Source organism: Thalassobaculum sp. (genome assembly GCF_040219215.1).
In the GTDB taxonomy this organism is placed as follows: domain Bacteria; phylum Pseudomonadota; class Alphaproteobacteria; order Thalassobaculales; family Thalassobaculaceae; genus Thalassobaculum_A.
The window spans coordinates 86,432-104,522 of record NZ_JAVJSX010000012.1; the positions used below are offsets into that span (position 1 = coordinate 86,432).

At 67.4% G+C, this 18,091-nt stretch carries 14 protein-coding genes and 1 other RNA gene; 9 read left to right on the forward strand and 6 right to left on the reverse strand.

The window, feature by feature from the left end; all coding sequences use genetic code 11:
• Positions 1–2: 2 nt before the first annotated feature.
• The 4 genes from RIC54_RS11375 to RIC54_RS11390 all read right to left on the reverse strand — a co-directional run bounded on the left by RIC54_RS11375 (position 3) and on the right by RIC54_RS11390 (position 4,731).
• Positions 3–1,199, reverse strand: a complete 1,197-nt coding sequence (locus tag RIC54_RS11375) for an NAD(P)-dependent oxidoreductase (RefSeq protein ID WP_350097077.1) — start codon at positions 1,197–1,199, stop codon at positions 3–5.
• Positions 1,196–2,365, reverse strand: a complete 1,170-nt coding sequence (locus RIC54_RS11380; RefSeq protein ID WP_350097079.1) for an iron-containing alcohol dehydrogenase — start codon at positions 2,363–2,365, stop codon at positions 1,196–1,198. Before RIC54_RS11380 ends, RIC54_RS11375 begins: the two co-directional genes overlap by 4 nt.
• A gap of 116 nt (positions 2,366–2,481) precedes the next feature.
• Positions 2,482–3,222 carry a DUF3750 domain-containing protein gene (locus RIC54_RS11385; RefSeq protein WP_350097081.1) on the reverse strand — a complete coding sequence of 247 codons (741 nt, stop codon included), beginning with the start codon at positions 3,220–3,222 and terminating at the stop codon, positions 2,482–2,484.
• A gap of 102 nt (positions 3,223–3,324) precedes the next feature.
• Positions 3,325–4,731: an FAD-binding oxidoreductase gene (locus tag RIC54_RS11390; protein WP_350151029.1), complete on the reverse strand. Its 1,407-nt coding sequence runs from the start codon at positions 4,729–4,731 to the stop codon at positions 3,325–3,327.
• Between the two features lie 210 nt (positions 4,732–4,941).
• Here RIC54_RS11390 and RIC54_RS11395 point away from each other — a divergent pair, with 210 nt between their 5' ends.
• Entirely contained in the window at positions 4,942–5,754 is an 813-nt protein-coding gene (locus tag RIC54_RS11395; protein ID WP_350097085.1) for a hypothetical protein, read from the forward strand.
• A 31-nt stretch (positions 5,755–5,785) separates the two neighbouring features.
• On the opposite strand, the gene RIC54_RS11400 is transcribed toward RIC54_RS11395, so the two are convergent.
• A complete protein-coding gene (locus RIC54_RS11400; protein WP_350097087.1) occupies positions 5,786–8,263 on the reverse strand; it encodes a glycosyltransferase in 2,478 nt (825 codons plus the stop codon).
• A 237-nt stretch (positions 8,264–8,500) separates the two neighbouring features.
• On the opposite strand from RIC54_RS11400, the gene RIC54_RS11405 reads away from it, so the two are divergent.
• The 6 genes from RIC54_RS11405 (at position 8,501) to RIC54_RS11430 (ending at position 14,626) form a co-directional block, all read left to right on the forward strand.
• Positions 8,501–8,767 (forward strand): hypothetical protein, encoded by a 267-nt coding sequence (locus tag RIC54_RS11405; protein ID WP_350151031.1) that lies wholly within the window; start codon positions 8,501–8,503, stop codon positions 8,765–8,767.
• 266 nt (positions 8,768–9,033) lie between these two features.
• Entirely contained in the window at positions 9,034–9,768 is a 735-nt protein-coding gene (locus RIC54_RS11410) for a TerB family tellurite resistance protein (RefSeq protein WP_350097091.1), read from the forward strand.
• Positions 9,769–9,772: 4 nt separating this feature from the next.
• Positions 9,773–11,632: an ATP-binding cassette domain-containing protein gene (locus RIC54_RS11415; RefSeq protein WP_350151033.1), complete on the forward strand. Its 1,860-nt coding sequence runs from the start codon at positions 9,773–9,775 to the stop codon at positions 11,630–11,632.
• Complete coding sequence (locus tag RIC54_RS11420) at positions 11,629–12,507, forward strand: DMT family transporter (RefSeq protein ID WP_350097095.1); 879 nt, start codon at positions 11,629–11,631, stop codon at positions 12,505–12,507. The genes RIC54_RS11415 and RIC54_RS11420 overlap by 4 nt, the downstream gene beginning before the upstream one ends.
• Positions 12,504–13,220: an N-acetylmuramoyl-L-alanine amidase gene (locus tag RIC54_RS11425; RefSeq protein ID WP_350097097.1), complete on the forward strand. Its 717-nt coding sequence runs from the start codon at positions 12,504–12,506 to the stop codon at positions 13,218–13,220. Before RIC54_RS11420 ends, RIC54_RS11425 begins: the two co-directional genes overlap by 4 nt.
• A 152-nt stretch (positions 13,221–13,372) precedes the next feature.
• On the forward strand, positions 13,373–14,626 hold the full coding sequence (locus RIC54_RS11430; RefSeq protein WP_350097099.1) for a type III PLP-dependent enzyme: 1,254 nt from the start codon (positions 13,373–13,375) through the stop codon (positions 14,624–14,626).
• A gap of 44 nt (positions 14,627–14,670) precedes the next feature.
• On the opposite strand, the gene RIC54_RS11435 is transcribed toward RIC54_RS11430, so the two are convergent.
• Positions 14,671–15,324 (reverse strand): glutathione S-transferase family protein, encoded by a 654-nt coding sequence (locus RIC54_RS11435; protein WP_350097101.1) that lies wholly within the window; start codon positions 15,322–15,324, stop codon positions 14,671–14,673.
• A gap of 87 nt (positions 15,325–15,411) precedes the next feature.
• Here RIC54_RS11435 and rnpB point away from each other — a divergent pair.
• Together rnpB and RIC54_RS11445 are read left to right on the forward strand one after the other, a co-directional pair.
• An RNA gene (gene rnpB, locus RIC54_RS11440) (RNase P RNA component class A) lies at positions 15,412–15,863 on the forward strand.
• Positions 15,864–15,935: 72 nt separating this feature from the next.
• On the forward strand, positions 15,936–18,074 hold the full coding sequence (locus RIC54_RS11445) for a PBP1A family penicillin-binding protein (protein WP_350097103.1): 2,139 nt from the start codon (positions 15,936–15,938) through the stop codon (positions 18,072–18,074).
• Positions 18,075–18,091 lie beyond the last annotated feature (17 nt).

Sequence of the window (18,091 nt, forward strand, 5' to 3'; positions counted from 1 at the left end):
ACCTACAGCCCCGCATAACTCGCGAGGTAGGCGTAGGGCGCGGTCAACATTCCGTCGACGGCAATGGTCGCACCTGCGATGCGTCCATCGTCTTCGGCCTCACCCAGCAGGGCCGGGAACACCTCCTCGACCAGGGCGGCACCGAACTCGGCGGTTGCGTCGCGGGGCACCGCTGTCGGCAGGTTATCGGCCGCCATCATGGTGATCCCGTCGGAACTGAACGGCGGCCTTTCCTCGAACCGCAGCGGATCGACGTCATAGCTGGGGTTTGCAATGTCAGCGGCGCGCAGCGTCGTCGGCACCGATCCGCCGATGTCGCATGTGATGTCGGCGATGGTTCGGATGCGGAACCCAGGATCGACGACCTCGCTTCGTTCGAACAGCCGCGGCCCTCTCGGATTCCAGACATGGCCGGTGATCAGCAGGTCGGCCGCCTGCGTGAACGGCGCGAATGCGCTCTCGAACTCCTCCGGATGCCGCACAAACTGGTGGAAATCGAACGGGCCGCCATCGCGGCGCCGGGCGTAATGTTCAGGCGGCAGGCGGGCAAACCGGGCGGCCCCGGGCATCGGAGTCCGCAGGGCATCGGCCGAAACCTCGTCGGCCCCGGCAGCCTGCACGACCAGGGCGGCGCCCGTGGCGACCCGCCCGCTGCCGGTAATGGCGATCACCGGCGTGCCGAGGTCAATCGTCGACAGCGCGGCGAGCAAGCCTTCGATGCGGCCGACGTCGAGCGCCGACGGCAGTTCGAAGCGGTCGACCTTGCGGCCATAGGCCCGCAACCCTTCATAGGCGCCGACAATCCCGGCCCAGCGTCCGAAGCCGAGGACGCTCAATCCGTCAGGGCGCACGATCCGGGAGTAGTCGATCAGACGTGTATCCAGTCGGATTGCCGCCTGCATCAGGGCACGGTTCTCCGCCTGCTCGCGAACCACGTGGGCAAAGCAAAGATAGGTGCGGCCGCGGATCAATTGTTCCGGAGCCACCTCCTTGACACCCAGCAGGATATCGGCGTCCGGCAGGCCGCTCACCACCTCGACACCGGCCCGCCGGTACTCGGCGTCGGTGAACGCCCGCTGATCGCTGGACTCGACGAGCACCTGCACGCCGAAACGGTCCATCAGTTGCCGCGCCGATGCCGGATCCATCGCCGCACGGCGCTCGTCCTTGGCCTCGGCAAGGAGACCGACAACCGTCACGGCAGGCGGCCATCCAGCGCGTTGAGGAACATCGTCTTCATGTCGGCCGCGTTGACCGGCATCGGGTTGGACTCGGTCGACGGATCGGCCTCGGCCGCGGCCGCAATCTCATCGACCCTCGCCCCGTCGACGCCCAGGCCGACGAGGGTGTGCGGGATCGCGAACCGCTCGCGCAGCTCCAGAACCCAGTCCATCACCCCGTTCACCCCGCCTTTCGGCAAGGCCAGGTAGGCCGCCACCCGGTCGCACTTTTCCAGGATGGCAGAGCGGTTGTGGGCAATCACATAGGGAAAGAACACCGCGTTGGTCAGGCCGTGATGGGTGTCGTAGCGCGCGCCGACCGGATGGCTCAGCGAGTGGATGGCGCCCAATCCCTTCTGGAACGCCGTCGACCCCATGGAGGCCGCCGCCAGCATCATGCCCCGCGCCTCCAGGTCCCGGCCGTCGGCTACCGCCCGAGGCAGGAACTCCTTGATCAGCCGCAGTCCTTCGACAGCCACCCCGTCGGAGAACGGATGAAGCTCGGGCGCGCACAGCCCCTCGAAGCAATGCGCCAACGCGTCCATGCCAGTCCAAGCGGTCAGGTTCGCCGGCAACCCGACGGTGAGTTCCGGATCTTCGATCACCACCTTCGGCATCATGGTAGCGTGCAGGAAGATCCGCTTCTCATGTACGCTCTCGTCGGTGACAACAGCGGCGCGCCCGGTCTCGGAGCCGGTGCCGGCGGTGGTCGGTATGGCGATCATCGGCGCGACCTTGCTGCCGTCGATGGCGGCCGGGCCGCCGGACGAGACGTGCAGGTCGAACAGCGGACGCGGCTGATGCGCCGCCATCGCGATGGTCTTGCCGGCGTCCAGGGCCGATCCGCCGCCGATCGCGACCACACCATCATGCCCACCGTCGCGGAATGCCTTCATGCCGGCTTCGATATCGGATCCGACCGGATTGCCGCGCACCTGGGAGAACAACTCGTTCGGCAGGCCGGCACCATCCAGCCGGGCACGGGCGTCGACGATCATCGGATTGCCGGCCAGCCCGTGGTCGGTCACGACCAGCGGTCGCTTGATCCCTGATGCCTTCACCGCCGATGGCAGTTCCGCAATCGCCCCGACTCCAAACCGAATCTCGGTCGGATACCGCCAAATGCCGCTGGGAAATCCGCTCACCTTACCCTCGCCCCGTTTGATCCATTCCGATTGGCCAGACGGTACCGTCACCGCCGCCTTCGAACAAGCAAACCGTGCCGCGGAGTGCAGCGCTGCGACTTGGATTCAGATGGCGACTACTGGTCGACCCCGACCCTGCCGAATGCCGGCAAGCGCAGGGCGGGATTGACGAAATCGAGTCCGACCGACAGTCCCAGCAGATTGATCTCCACGCCTTCCTCCGGCGCCAGGATCAGGCCCGCCAGTCCGAACAGCGAAAGCTGAACTCCGCCACCGCTGGGGGCCCGGCCGATGGCGTCGGACAGCGCCCGATAATCCTTGCCGATCGCCGTTGGCGGCAGGTCGAGGCCCAGTTCCGGAACCGAGCGGGCAACGTGGGCGGTGAAGGTGTTGCTGTTCGGGCCGGGATAGCTGCGATAGCGCTCCGGAAACGGATAGGACTTCACCGCGGCCTCGATCTTCGGAATCAGGGCTCCCGCCGCCTCGCCCCGACGATCCAGCAGCAGCCGTGGTGTTTGGCCGTACCACATGGCGTCCGCGGCAGCGTAGTTGTGCCGGACCACCCGCCCGCCACCCCAGCCGACCACGTCCCATCGCGTGTAGGCATCTCCGTCGGCCGGCTTGGTCACGACCCAGGTGTGGACCGCGACAATGCCTCGCCAGCCGTAGGTCGGTGCCGCATACACCTGGACCACCGCCCGGCGCTCGACCTCGGGGTCAGGCGCCAGCCCGGTTGGCGCGCGCGATGCCTCGTACCAAGGCACACCGGCCCAGGAATGCCCAGCGCTCTTGATCAGCACCGGCCCGACCAGGGCCAGCGTCGCAATCCCAAGGCTCAACTTCGCCAACAGGCTCATTCGGTCACTCGTCCGGTCACAGGCCCACCCATCCCCGCACCGGCGGATCCGAGATCGATGGCAGATGGCCGCTCCTCAAGCCCAGGACAAGTGCGGCCGCCGTCAATTCATCCGGAACAGCTTGCCGGGGTTCATGATGTTGTCGGGATCGAGCGCTTGTTTGACCGCGCGCATCACCGGAACCGCCTCCGGGAGTTCCGCCGCCAGGAACTCGATCTTGCCGTACCCGACTCCGTGCTCGCCGGTGCAGGTTCCCTCCATCGCCAGGGCGCGCAGCACCATCCGGTCGGAGTGTTCCTTGGCCCGCCGCATCTCGTCCTCGCTGCTCGGATCGATGACGTAGACCAAGTGGAAGTTGCCATCGCCGACATGTCCGACCAGCGGCGCGTACAGGCCGGTCTCCTTCAGATCCTTCTTGGTCTCGACAATGCATTCCGCCAGCCGCGAGATCGGCACGCACACATCGGTCGGCCAGCCCTTGGAGCCCGGCCGCTGGGCCAGGGCCGCGTAGTACGCGTTGTGCCGTGCCTCCCACAGCTTGCTGCGATCCTCCGGCTTGGTCGCCCACTGGAAGTCGGTGCCGCCCAGTTCCTGGGCGATGCCCTGCACGGTCTCGGCCTGCTCGACCACGCCGGCGCTGGTGCCGTGGAATTCGAAGAACAGGGTCGGCATCGCCTCCAGTCCCTCGAGCTTGGAATGCGCGATGCACGCCGCCATCTGGGCGTCATCCAGCAACTCGACCCGGGCTACCGGCACGCCGGTCTGGATCGTCAGGATGCAGGTGTTGACCGCGCTCTCCAGGTCCGCGAACTGGCAGACCGCCGCCGAGATCGCCTCGGGGATGCCGTAGACCTTCAACTGGATCTCGGTGATGACGCACAGCGTGCCTTCGGAGCCGACGAACAGGCGCGTCAGGTCGTAGCCGGCCGCCGACTTCTTGGCCCGCCGCGCCGTGCGCACCACGCGTCCGTCGGCCATCACCACCGTCAGGCTCAATACCTTGTCGCGCATGGTGCCGTCCCGTACGGCGTTGGTGCCCGACGCACGGGTGGCACACATGCCACCGATCGAGGCGTCGGCGCCCGGGTCGATCGGGAAGAACAGTCCGGTGTCGCGCAGATGCTCGTTGAGCTGCTTGCGGGTGACGCCGGCCTGCACCCGGACATCCAGGTCCTCGGCGTTGACCTCCAGCACCGCGTTCATGCCGGACAGGTCGATCGACAGCCCACCGTGCAGGGCCGCCACGCCACCTTCCAGGGAAGTCCCGACACCGAACGGAATGACCGGCCATTTGTGCGCCGCGCAGATGGTCACCGCCTGCGACACCTCCTCGGTGCTCTGGGCGAAGAATACCGCATCGGGTGCCACCGTCGGATGATAGCTCTCGTCGGTGCCGTGCTGGCGCCGGATCGCCTCGCCGGTCGAGATCCGGTCACCGAACCGAGCCTGGAGGGCGGCAAGCGCCGCGGCGCGGGCAGTGGCATCGGATGCGACAGGGTTCACCTGCATGACGGACATACTCCCAGGAACCGGTTCCGGCGAAACACTGGCCAGAATGCCCCGCCGACGGAATTCGGTCGAGAGGCGAACGTCACAACCCAAGGACTGTCCATTTGCGGTCGACGCCGCCACCGTATACTGTGTCCGGGATCGCAGAACGCATCGCGTAAGCCTTGGGCCAAGACCCAAGCGTCCGACGGCAGGCCGAAGGTGGGGACCATGGCCCTGGACTCAATCGGATCCGCCAGCGGTGCGATCAACACCCTGCGGAATCTCGACTCGATCAATCGAACCGATCAGACGCGCGGCACTCCGCCGCCAGCGTCTACCGACGGCGACATCCGGGCTTCCGATGCGGCGGTCACCGACGTGCGGCAGACCGAGCAGCAGACCCTCGACACCCTCCGCCAGGGATTGAGCGAGGCGTCGGCGGTCGGCAATGTCGCGTTGGCCGGCGCCCGATCGGTTTCCGACAATCTGGACCAGATCGGCGAGCGTCTTCAGCAGCTCACCGACCCGCGGCTCGCCGCCGATCAGCGGGCAACGCTGACCACCGAGATCGAAGGCCTGGTGCGTCAGGGTCTCGACACCGTCGACCGCGCCAGCTTCAACGACGTCAACCTGCTGGACGCGTCGCGCAACCAGGATGTCGAGGTGACCGCCGGCCGCGACGGTGGCACCGCCACGGTTCGCGACCAGGATCTGCGCACCGGGCTTGAGAGCCTTCAGGGCCTCGACCTGTCGACCGCCGAATCGGCACAATCCGCGCTGAACAGCGTGTTCGCCGAAGTCCGCACGACCACGAACACCGCGGTGGACAACCTGACGGAAGACACCCGCCGGGTCGACGAACGCAACCAGGATGTCCAGCGGCTCCAGGCACAGGTTCCGACACCCGACGACAACGTCGACGCCACGCTTGACGCAAACGGCGCCCTGCAGATCGCCAACCAGCTTCAGCAGGCGCTCGGCGGCCAGTCGCTCGGGATCGTCAACCAGCGGCCCGAAACCCTGGTCGGGCTGTTCCGGTAACCCTGCCAAGCCCGATCGTTTGGACGCCCGGTCAACTGCCGGTTCGGGGCGGGAACGCCAGATCGTAGGTGCGCTGCTCCGGCAGGATTGCCAAGTTCGGGCTGTACCACGGGTCATAGTCAAGCCGTTCGCCCCAGCGTGCCCGCATGGTGGCGGCCTCGGCCTGCCAGCGTTCCCGTTTGGCTTCGGTGAGATACGGGCCGCGACTGGCTGATTCGTGGTGCAGCAAACGCGCATACGGCGTCCACAACGTAGCGTAGCCGGCGGCCTGAGCCTTCAGGCACAAGTCGATGTCGGAGAAGTCGACCGCCAGACCTTCGGCGTCGAACCCGCCCGCGCAATCGAAGACTTGGCGCCGGATCGCCAGACACGCACCGGTCACAGCCGACTGGGCCTGCACGCAGGTCATCCGGCCCCCGTGACCGGCCGAACCATCCGCCAGGCCGACGCCGACATGACGGGCGACATAGTCGCCGGCCACCGCAACCCCGGCGTGCTGCACCTTACGGTCCGGATACAGCAGCTTGGCGCCCACCGCGCCGATTGCCGGGCGCCAGGCCTGCCGCACCAGTTCGTCCAGCCAGCCGGCATCCAGCGGTTCGACGTCGTTGTTCAGGAACACCAGCACGTCGCCCCGTGCCGCCGTCGCCCCATCGTTCATCAGCGCCGAGAAGTTGAACGGCCCCGGCCGCGCCAGCACGCGCACGCCGGAGGCTCCGACTATCCGTTGCAACCACGCCCGGGTGTCCGGCCGCTCGCTGCCGTTGTCGAGCAGGATCACCTCGCGCCTCGGATACCCGGTCTTGTGCAGGATCGCATCGACGCAGCGGCTCACCAGTTCCAGCCGGTCGCGGGTCGCAATGATCACGCTGGCCAGCGGCGCCGGGTCCGGCAGCGGCCATTGAACGCGATAGCGCTGATCGACATCGACCAGCCGGGCGTCCGGCTGGGTCCTCGCCAGATGCTCGGCCACCGCCCGACGGGTCGCGGCAGCGGCGTAGGGCTTGGCCTCAACGCCGCGCGCGGTCGAGCCGGCGACCGTCCGCCAATGATACAGCACGCGCGGCAGGTGCCGGATCCGCGCCGGCGTGGTCCGCTCGGCGACGCGGAGAACAAGGTCGTGGTCCTGGCTGCCCTCCAGCCCTTGCCGCAGCCCCCCGACGGCATCGACGAGAGTCCGCCGATAGACGGCGAGGTGGCAGACGTAGTTCTGGGCCAGCAACCGGTCGGGATCCCAGTCCGGCTTGAAGTGCGGCTCGAAATGCGAGCCCGCCTCGTCGATCTTGTCTTCGTCGGAGTAGATCAGATCGAGGCTCGGGTCGGCGACAATCGCCGCCGCCATGTGGTGCAGCGCGTGCTCATGCAGGCGATCGTCATGGTCGAGGAAGGTCACCCACTCGCCGGTGGCGCCGGCCAGGGCGCTGTTGGTCGCCGCCGAGATGTGTCCGCGTTGCGGACGCCAGACCACGCCGATGCGAGGGTCGCGCGCTTCGGCCGCGGCCAGGACCTCTCGTACAGCCGGGTCGCGCGACGCATCGTCGGCGATGCACAGTTGCCAGTGCGGATAGGACTGCCGCTCGACCGACGCGATCGCCTCCTCCAGGATCGGCGAAGGCGGATCGCAGACCGGCAGCATGACGGAGATGGTCGGGTGCGCTGGCCATCGGCTGGCGGAATCGGCAAGCACTGCGGCATCATCGCCGTCATACGCCGCGCGCCACTGCTCGTACCGGCTTTGACGGGTTCGCGCCCACCCGAGCCCCGCACGCCGACCGACGCGCAACGCCAGATCGGGTATGTCGTCTCGTTCGGTGAAACCGGCCAGCGCCCGGGCGGCACCGTCATGATCGCCCGCCTCGGCCAGGATCTCCGCCAGCCCGGTTGCGGCCTCGTCATCCGCCGGGTCGATCCAGGTCCATCGTCGGTACGCCATTGCAGCGCCTGTCAACCGCGCTTGGTCACCCGCGGCTTCGGGATCGTCGGGCGCCAACAACAGGGCCCGACGCAGTTGGATGCCGGCCCGTCCGGGTTCGCCGAGCCGCGCAGTCGCCCGTGCCAGCCGGCCCCAAACGCCCGGACGCCTCGGATCCAGCACCGCCGCACGTGCCAGCCACCGCCGACCATCTGCCCGGGTGCCGAGCAGCGGCAGCATGACTCCCAGATTGTACGCCGCTTCCGGATCCATCGGCCGCAGCACGCCCAGCCGGCGCAGCGACCGGGCCGCTTCCTCCATGCGTCCTGCGGTATGGCAAGTCCCGGCCAGTGCCGCGTGCCGGTCCGGATCCGCCGGGTTGAGGCGGGCCGCCGCTCGGAACGCTACGATCGCATCCTCGATCCGATCGGCGCGGCGCAGCAGAACCCCCAGGTTGGCGTGCGCAACCGCAACCTTCGGCCAGCGCGTGACCACTCCCTCGAACGCGACGATCGCCGCTCCGATGGCGCCATCAGTCGCCAGGGCAGCGGCGGCGGCGAACGCGGTCGGAAGGTCGGCGCTCGGTTCATTGGTCATTCGTGCCCGTCCGGTCGGCCTTCGGAAGTGCCAGCCCTGTAGCACGCCGGGTCACCGGATTTCAGCGATTTTCGCGCGTTAACGGTTCGTTCACAGTGAATCGATTAACGTCGCGTCGGGGCAGAGGGGGAGTACGAGACATCAACGGGCGGTAGTGTTATGTGGTCGGCAATCAAAACAGCATTGAGTGGCAACGCGGATCGGCGGATTGCGCCGCGGATCAGCGCAATAGGCCAGGTGCATGTGGACAGCCGGACCTATGCGCTCGAGAACTGGAGTTCCTCGGGTGTGCTGTTCAGCGGGCACAACGGCCATGTTGCCAAAGGACAGCGCTTCAAGCTGCGGGTCGAGGTACAGGGCGACCGCGGGCTGATCGAGTTCAGCGCCGAGGCCGTGGTGGCGCGGACCGCCGGTGACAAGGTCGCTGCCCAGTTCTTCATGATCGACAAGATCAAGAAGCGGGCCATCGTCGAGTACTTCGCCCGCGTTCAAGCGAAACGCTGACGGTACCGCTCGTTCGATTCGATCCGGCAGCAACACGGCAACACAAGCCGTTCGGGTTGCGTTCGGACTGGACGTCCGACCTGACACCCCCATATCCGGGCGATGCTCAACGGTTCGCAGCCCGCGAAAGCCCACGCACTTCAAACGTCAGCCACCGACGGTGGTGATCCGGTCCCGGAATGGTTAACGCCAGACGTTGACCACTGCCGGTCCGGGCGCCAGACTCGGACCGATCGTCGGGATCGCGGAGCTGGCCGGGTCTAAGCGTGAGCATCTGGGGAAAAATCATTGGCGGCGCCGCCGGCTTTGCGCTGGGCGGGCCTATCGGTGCGTTGATGGGGGTGATCGGCGGTCACGCCATTGACCGCTATGCCCTGCCCGACGAGGCGATCGACGAAGAGGCCGCGACCCGCAAGATCGCGTTCACCATCGGGGTCATCGCGCTTGGCGCGAAGATGGCCAAGGTCGATGGAAAGGTCACGCGTGACGAGATCGCGGCGTTCCGCGAGGTTTTCCACATTCCCTCAGAAGAGACCCGCAACGTCGGTCGGGTCTGGGACATGGCGCGGAAAACCAGCGACGGTTATGAGGCTTACGCGGAGCAGATCGCGCGGCTGTTCAACCCGGGATCGCCGGTTCTGGAGCAGCTTCTCGGCTCGCTGTTTCACATCGCCCGGGCCGACGGCGTTGTTCACGAGAAGGAAGTGGAGTATCTGCAGCGCGTCGCGGCCATCTTCGGGTTTGACGACATCGCCTTCGAGCGGATGCGCGCCACCTTCGTCGGCGGCGCGTCCAACGATCCCTATGCGGTGCTGGGTGTGACGCCCGATACCGACGATACGACGATCCGGAACGCGTACCGCCAACTGGTTCGCGAGCATCACCCCGATCGCCTGATCGCCCAGGGACTTCCGGAAGAGGCGGTGGCGGCGGCGACGGACAAGCTGGCGCGGATAAACGGCGCCTGGGATCGCATCAAAGAACACCGGAAGCTGGTTTAAACGCATGGCATCTCCCGGCGACAGGGCGGCCCCTCCGGCCGTCGCACTTCGTGGCGCGCAATTGGGCTTCGGCGGCCGCCCGCTGTTCAGCGGCGTCGACCTGCCGGTGGCCAAGGGCGAACGGCTGTGCCTCGTCGGGCGCAACGGCTCCGGCAAATCGACGCTGCTCAAGGCGCTGTCCGGCGAGATCGACCTGGATGGCGGCGAGCGGTTCCTGCAACCCGGCGCTCGCGTCGCGTACCTGCCGCAGGATCCTCGCGCACCGGGCGACCAACTGGTGTTCGAGAACGTCGCAGCGGGCCTGCCGCCGGCACCGGAAGGTATTCCGCGCGACCATCTGGTGGAGGCCGCCCTGGCCGGCCTGGGTCTGGACGGGGAGCGCCGGATGGGCACCCTGTCCGGCGGCGAAACCCGGCGTGCCGCCCTGGCCCGCGCCCTGGTGTCCGATCCCGACGTGCTGCTGCTGGACGAGCCGACCAACCATCTCGACCTGCCGACCATCGAGTGGCTGGAACAGGAACTGGTGCGCAGCGAAGCCGGCCTGCTGATCATCAGCCACGACCGGGCGTTCCTGCGCCGACTGGCCAACCGCACCCTATGGCTCGAGCGCGGCGCCCTGCACCGCCTGAACGACGGCATCGACGCGTTTCCGGACTGGGCCGACCGGATGCTGGCCGACGAAGATGCGCAGGCCCACAAGCTGAACCGGAAGATCGCCGAGGAAACCCGCTGGCTGCGCGAGGGCCTGACCGCCCGGCGCAAGCGCAACATGGGCCGGGTCCGGTCCCTGCTCGGACTGCGCCGCGACCGGGCCGACCGCATCAAGCGACCGGAAGGCCTGAAGCTCGACACCGGCGAGGCAACGCGCAGCGGCACTTTGGTGCTGGAGGCGATCAACCTCACCAAGTCGTTCACCGACGAGCGTGGGGTCGAGACCAAGGTTGCCGACAACGTGTCGTTCATGGTCCGCCGGACCGACCGGATCGGCGTGATCGGCCGCAACGGCACCGGCAAGACCACCCTGCTGCGCATGCTGCTCGGTCACGAAGCGCCGGACTCCGGCCGGGTGAAGACCGGCTTCGGGGTCGAGGCAGTATACTTCGACCAGAAGCGCGCCCAGCTCAACCCGGAGGACACGCTGTGGTCGACGCTGTGCCCCGGCGGCGGCGACACCGTGACCATACGCGGCAAGCCCAAGCACGTGGTCTCGTATCTCCGGGACTTCCTGTTCGAGGACCGTCAGGCGACCGCCAAGGTCGCGACCCTGTCCGGCGGCGAGCGCAACCGGCTGCTGCTGGCCAAGCTGTTCGCACAGCCGCACAACCTGCTGGTGTTGGACGAACCGACCAACGACCTGGACGTGGAGACCCTCGACCTGCTGCAGGAGGAACTGGCCGACTACGACGGCACGATCGTACTGGTCAGCCACGACCGCGACTTTCTGGACCGCACCGTGACCTCGATCCTGGCGATCGAGGGCGACGGCAAGCCCCGCGAGTATGTCGGCGGGTACAGTGACTATGCGGCCGAGCGCAAACGCACCGGCGCCGATACGGCGGACATCGACGCGCGTTCCTCCCGGTCGGTCAAACCGGCGGCCGAGCGTCCCAGATCGAAGCCGAGCAAGCTGAGCTACAAGGATTCCCGCGAGCTCGATCAATTGCCGAAGCGGATCGCCGCCCTGGAAGCCGATATCGCCAAGCTGGAGACGGTGATCGCGGATCCGGACCTGTATCGGCGAGACCCCAAGCGGTTCGAAGCCGAGACCGCAAAGCTTGCCGCCGCCAAGGACACGCTGGCGGCGGCCGAAGATCGTTGGCTGGAACTGGAGGCCATGCGGGAGGAGCTGGAGAGCGTCTCTTGAAGCCAATCGACCTGCTGGCGGCGGTCGCAGTCAACCTCGCCTGGGGTCTCAACTTCGCGGTCGCCAAGCTCGGGGTCGGCGAACTGCCGCCAATGCTGCTGATCGGGCTGCGCTACGCGCTGACGGCCGTCCTGCTGATCCCCTGGCTGCGCTGGCCGCACGGACAGTTTCGCAAGATCCTCGGCATTTCCTTCACCCTGGGCTTCCTGCACTTCTCGCTGATGATCACCGGGCTCGCCGGGGTGGAGTCCTCGGTGGCGGCCGTCGCCGTGCAGGCCCAGGTGCCGTTCGCCGCCATTCTTGCCTTCTTCTTCTTTCGCGACGCCATCGGCTGGCGGCGCGCCGGCGGCATCGCGCTGGCCCTGGTGGGGATCGCCGTGCTGGTCGGACAGCCGCACGGCACCTCCGACCCATTGTCGCTGGCCATGGTGATCGCGGCATCCCTGGTCTGGGCGATCTCATCGATCCAGGTGAAGAAGCTCGGCTCGATCGACACGCTGGTGCTGAACGCCTGGATCGCCGTCCTGGCCTTCCCGCAACTTCTCGTCGGGTCGTACTTTATCGAAGGGGACCGCTGGGCCGACGTTCCCCAAGCCGGGTTCTGGGGATGGGCCGCAGTGGTCTACATGGCGGTGGCCGTTACCGTGTTCGGCTACGGCATCTGGTACCGCCTGCTGCTGCGCTACCCGGTCACCACCGTGATGCCGCTGTCGCTGCTTGCCCCGACGTTCGGCGTGCTATGCGGTATTGTCCTGCTGGGCGAGCCGGCGAGCATTGAGAAGCTGGTGGGCGCCGCCATCACACTGTCGGGTGTGGCGATCGTTCTGCTGGCGCCGCGCCCCGTTCCACCCGTCGAACCGGAGAAGCCTGCGTGACCGTCCAGCCGAACGTGATCGAGCACCCCTCGCCCAATCACGGGCCACGGCCGACCGGAGCGACCATCGACATCCTGCTGCTTCACTACACCGACATGGCCCGGGCCGACGATGCGCTCGACCGGATGTGCGATCCGGCGGCCCAGGTCAGCGCGCATTATCTGGTCGGCGAAGACGGTCGGATCTGGCGCATGGTTTCCGAAGACCGACGCGCCTGGCATGCCGGGGTGTCGTGGTGGGACGGCGAAAGCGACATCAATTCCCGCTCGATCGGCATCGAGCTCAGCAACCCCGGTCATTCGCACGGCTACCGTCCGTTCCCGGACGCCCAGATGAGTGCGCTCGAATCGCTGTGCCAAGGCATCCTCGCCCGTCACCCGATTCCGCCGAGTCGGGTGCTCGGTCACTCCGATGTGTCGCCCGGCCGCAAGATCGACCCCGGTCATCTGTTCGACTGGCGGCGCCTGGCCTCGCGCGGCATCGGCTTGTGGCCGACGGATGCGGCCCCCGCCGATCTGTCGCCGGAAGACATCACCGCGGCATTGGCCACTATCGGATACCGCACGGAAACCGCGGAACTGGCCGATCCGACCATGCGATCGGCGCTCTGGGCCTTCCGCCGACACTGGTGTTCGCGGCCCCTGAACCAGCCCTTCGACCGGCACGTTGGCGGCATGCTGAAAGCGGTATCCGAGGCCGTCAAAAAAACCTGAAAAAACCGTTGCACCCTGGGGGGATAGAGCATACGTATTGGGCTCTTGACGCGTGCGCACGTGCCGCTGGCCCCATAGTGGTTACGCAACGACGAGGCGTCTCTTTTCACAACCCCGGCCTTTGATGGCCGGTTGCGAAGGGGGAACCCACGATGCTGCGACCCGAAGCGGGCCTGGAGGCCCGCCGTCGTCAGATTCTCGACACCAATCCGTCTGCTTCGGCCGTCCGGCCGCCGCTCAGTCTCGTTCCCACCGTGGTTACTCCACGTGGCGAGCCGACCGATGCGATCCGCCGGTTCTTTGCCGAGACGCCCCACGATCATCCGCTGCTGGCGGTTGATCTGTCGGTCGTCGAATGGAACTACCGCTCGCTGGCCTTCGCGCTGCCGGAGACCGCGATCTACTACGCGGTGAAAGCCAATCCGGAGCCGGAGCTGGTCGATTTGCTGGCCGCCCTCGGCAGCCGGTTCGACGTTGCCAGCCGCGGTGAGATCGAGCTGTGCCTGTCGCGCGGGATCTCCGCCGACCGGCTGTCGTTCGGCAACACCATCAAGAAAGAGCGCGACATCGCGTTCGCCCATGCCCAGGGCGTCCGGATGTTCGCGGTCGACTGCGAGGCGGAAGTCGAGAAGGTCGCCCGGGCTGCCCCCGGCGCCGACGTGTTCTGCCGCATCCTGACCTCGGGCACCGGTGCGGAATGGCCGCTGTCCCGCAAGTTCGGCTGCACCCTGGCGAAAGCCGAGACCGTGCTGCGTCACGCCGCCGACCTTGGCCTGACCCCGCGCGGCGTCTCGTTCCACGTCGGCTCGCAGCAGATCGATCTGTCGCAATGGGACATCGCACTGGCGGAGACCGCTCAGCTGTTCGCGCGGATGGACGACCAGGGCATCACCCTCGACCTGATCAACCTCGGCGGCGGGTTTCCAGCCCGATACCGCGAGGACGTGGCGGGTGCCGAGGCTTACGGCCGGGCGATCTACGCGGCACTCAACCGCCATTTCGCCGGCCGGGCGATCAGCACGATCGCCGAGCCGGGCCGCGGCCTGGTCGGTGACGCCGGCGTGATCCGGGCTGAGGTCGTTCTGGTGTCCCGCAAGGACGACAGCGAGGACACCCGCTGGGTCTACCTGGACATCGGCAAGTTCTCCGGACTGGCCGAGACCATGGACGAGGCGATCAAGTACCGTGTGACCACCGACCACGATGGCGGGCCCGACGGCCCGGTGATCCTGGCCGGCCCGTCCTGCGACAGCGCCGACATCCTGTATGAGAAGGCCGGCTATCGGCTGCCGCTCGACCTTGCAGTCGGTGACACGGTGCTGATCCTGGCGACTGGTGCCTACACCTCGACCTACTCGTCGATCGGCTTCAACGGCTTCCCGCCGCTTGAGACCGTCTGCATTTGATCCCCTGACCCGCCCCGAGGCTCTTTGCCTCGGGGCGTTTTTTCCTAACCCCCTTCCCACTCTTCCAGCGGTGAGCGCGTAGCGATCGTCGACCGTCGTCGACGCATGCGTGTCAGCCAGCCGTTCAGGCGCGGCACGTCGGCCAGCATTGCCCGGCCAGGCTCGGTCTCGGCGAAGTAGATCAGCATCGGTAGCGCATGGGTATCGGCCAGGGTCAACGTGTTCCCCACCAGGAATTCGCTCCCCCGCGGCATCAGCCGATCCAGCACCTCCAGCACCGTGCGGGACTGTGCCAGTCCGTCGTCCAACGGCAAGCGCCCCTCCTCCCGCTCGCGGGCCAGCATGACGAATACCGTCCAGATCATCGCCGGGTAGGCATAGCCGTCCATGACCCGCATGACCTGGGTCATCCGGGCAATGCCGGGCGGATCTGCAGGGGTCAGCGGATGCTCGGGATACGCTGCATCCAGGTAGCGCAGGATCGCGTCGCTCTCGAACAGTTCGACCCCGCCATCGCGGAACGCCGGGATCTTGCCGAACGGATGCAGCGCCCGGTACCACGCCGGCGGCCCGCCCGGTTGGAACGGATCGACTTCGTTCAGGGTATAGGGCAGGCCCTTCTCCTCCAGCGCCAGCCGAACCGAGCGCACATAGACGCTGGCCGCAAACCCGTAGAGGTCGAACGGTTGTGCCGGCATGACCGTCTCCTGCGAGGTGTAGGGCGCGATCCTAGAGCAGCGTGCCGCTTGACGGACACCCCCCGCGTGCTAAGTCCTGGCCACGGATCAGACGGTCGGACGGCCGCCGGTCCCGGCCCTTCGGGGATCGGGATGGGAGGAAAGTCCGGGCTCCACGGGAATACGGTGCCGGGTAACACCCGGCGGGGGCGACCCCAGGGATAGTGCCACAGAAAGCAAACCGCCCGTTCCAGCCGGATTTCGGTCCGGACCAGACGGGTAAGGGTGAAAGGGTGCGGTAAGAGCGCACCGCGTCTCCGGTAACGGCGACGGCAAGGTAAACCCCACCGGGAGCAAGACCGACTAGGGACGACCGGTCGCGGCTTCAGCGATGAAGCTGGCGGCGGATGCATTCCCGCATCGTTGTCCGGGTAGGTCGCGCGAGGCGGTCGGTAACGATCGTCCCAGATGAATGGTCGTCACCCGCCGACCGGTCTCGTCCTTCGGGATCGGGAAACCACGGCGGGATACAGAACCCGGCTTACAGACCGTCTGATCCGTGATTGCCCTCGCAACCGATGCCCAGCCGGCGGCGTTCCTCTCGCGCCCTATCGCGAACGAGGTCCAGCCGAATGCGTCCGATGCAGTATCTCTCCGCCCGGCCGAAACTGGTGCGGGGGCTGAAGGTTGGCGCCTTCGTCGCAGGCGCACTCGCGGTTGCCGGCCTGCTCACCGTGGTCGGGCTGCTCTGGCATCTGCCGCTGACCGCCGACTTTCGCGAACCAAGTCGATTGGCCCTGGTCATCCAGGACAGGGACGGTCAGCCGATGGCCTACCGCGGTGTCAGTCCCGGTGGATCGCTGGCGCTGTCGGCCATGCCGGAGCATCTGCCACAGGCGTTCATCGCGTTCGAGGACCGGCGCTTTCGGGAACATCCGGGCGTCGACATCTTCGGCATAGCGCGTGCCGCCGTGGTGAACGCGTCCGACGGTTCCTGGCGGCAAGGCGCCAGCACCATCACCCAGCAGCTCGTCAAGAACACCTACCTGACCCCCGAGAAAACCCTCAGCCGAAAGGTCCAGGAGGCCGCGCTCGCCATCTGGCTGGAGCGACGCCTGACCAAGGATGCGATCATCGAACGCTACCTGAACACGGTCTATCTCGGCGCCGGTGCCTACGGGGTGGACGCCGCCTCGCGACGCTATTTCGGCAAATCAGCGGGCGAGGCGACGTTGTCGGAGGCTGCCATGCTCGCCGGCCTCGCTCAGGCTCCGTCCCGCACCGCGCCGACCGTCGCGCTGAAGACCGCCCAGGAACGCGCCTCCCTCGTGCTGGACACAATGGTGGAAGTCGGCTCGATCACGCCGGAACAGGCGGCGGCGGCAAAAGCTCAACCCGCAACACTCTCAGCCCAGCCTGTATCCTCGATCGCTTCGGCCTATCCCGCTGACTGGGCGGCTGCGAGCGTCCGAAGCGACATAGGCGACCTGTCCGGCTCGCTGACAGTGCGCACGACCATCGATCCCGGGCTGCAGGAGTTGGCGACCAGAACCCTGCAGGACTTCCTCCACAAGGAGGGCCCCGACGCCGGCGCCACCCAGGGGGCCCTGGTCGCGATGCAGCCGGACGGGCGGATCCTTGCTGTTGTCGGCGGGGTGGACTACGCGGCATCCGAATACAACCGCGCCGTCCAGGCGCGGCGGCAGCCCGGCTCGCTGTTCAAGCTGTTCGTCTATCTGGCAGCCCTGCGGGCAGGGGTGATGCCGGACGACCGCGTCGAGGACCAGCCGGTCACGATCGATGGCTGGAGTCCTGGCAACTACACCAACAGGTTCCACGGGACGGTCACGGTCCGCGAAGCCTTCTCACGCTCCTACAACGCCGCCTCGGTCCGCCTGCAGGAACGGGTCGGCCGCGACAAGGTCATCGAACTCGCCAAGTCCATGGGCATCAGCGGGTCGCTGCCTGCGCATCCGAGCCTGGTACTCGGCACCACGGAGGTCTCGCTGGTCGAGATCACCGCGGCGTTCGCCGCTGTCCAGGCCGGCAAGGTGCGGGTGCGGCCCCGCGTTGTCGAAAGCATGACCACCCCGGCGAACCTGCCGCTGGCCGCGCGGGTCGACGACTTTCCCGACTCGCGGTGGCCGCGCGCGGCGATGCTCGACCTGCTGAGGGCCGTGGTCGACGGCGGCACCGGAGGAGCGGCGCGGCTGCCGGTCCCGGCCTACGGTAAGACCGGAACCACCCAGGACAATCGCGATGCCTGGTTCGTCGGCTTCGCGGGCGATCTGGTTGTCGGCGTGTGGGTCGGGAACGACGACGACCGACCGATGAACAAGGTCACCGGCGGCGGCCTGCCGGCCCGGGTGTGGCAGGCGTTCATGACCGACGCGCTGAAGGGCGCTCCTGCGTACTCGACCACTCCGGTGGCGGCATCGCAACCTGGAACGGCCGCACCGATCGAAGGCCAGGCCGCGGTGGTCGACACCGGCACCCTCCGGGTCGACGGCCAGCAGGTCCGCCTGCTGGGGGTGATCGGCAAATCCGGCGCACCGGCGCAGGCCATGGCTGAGTATATCGGCCACCGCGACGTGCAGTGCCGGGCTTCAGCGAATGGCCAGCACCGATGCGAGGTCGACGGCTGGGATCTCTCGGAAGTCGTGCTGTTCAACGGCGGCGGCCGGGCCTCCCCGGACGCACCCGCCGGCTACGTTCGCGCCGAGCGCAAGGCACGGCTGGAACGCAAGGGCATCTGGGCGGAAGGCGGCTAAGCGCCTTCTGCAGAGAC

Coding starts and splice junctions, on each gene's coding strand:
- RIC54_RS11430 (WP_350097099.1), top strand. CDS start 13,373: ATGCTGCGACCCGAAGCGGGCCTGGAGGCCCGCCGTCGTCAGATTCTC.
- RIC54_RS11385 (WP_350097081.1), bottom strand. CDS start 3,222: ATGAGCCTGTTGGCGAAGTTGAGCCTTGGGATTGCGACGCTGGCCCTG.
- RIC54_RS11400 (WP_350097087.1), bottom strand. CDS start 8,263: ATGACCAATGAACCGAGCGCCGACCTTCCGACCGCGTTCGCCGCCGCC.
- RIC54_RS11415 (WP_350151033.1), top strand. CDS start 9,773: ATGGCATCTCCCGGCGACAGGGCGGCCCCTCCGGCCGTCGCACTTCGT.
- RIC54_RS11390 (WP_350151029.1), bottom strand. CDS start 4,731: ATGCAGGTGAACCCTGTCGCATCCGATGCCACTGCCCGCGCCGCGGCG.
- RIC54_RS11395 (WP_350097085.1), top strand. CDS start 4,942: ATGGCCCTGGACTCAATCGGATCCGCCAGCGGTGCGATCAACACCCTG.
- RIC54_RS11445 (WP_350097103.1), top strand. CDS start 15,936: ATGCGTCCGATGCAGTATCTCTCCGCCCGGCCGAAACTGGTGCGGGGG.
- RIC54_RS11435 (WP_350097101.1), bottom strand. CDS start 15,324: ATGCCGGCACAACCGTTCGACCTCTACGGGTTTGCGGCCAGCGTCTAT.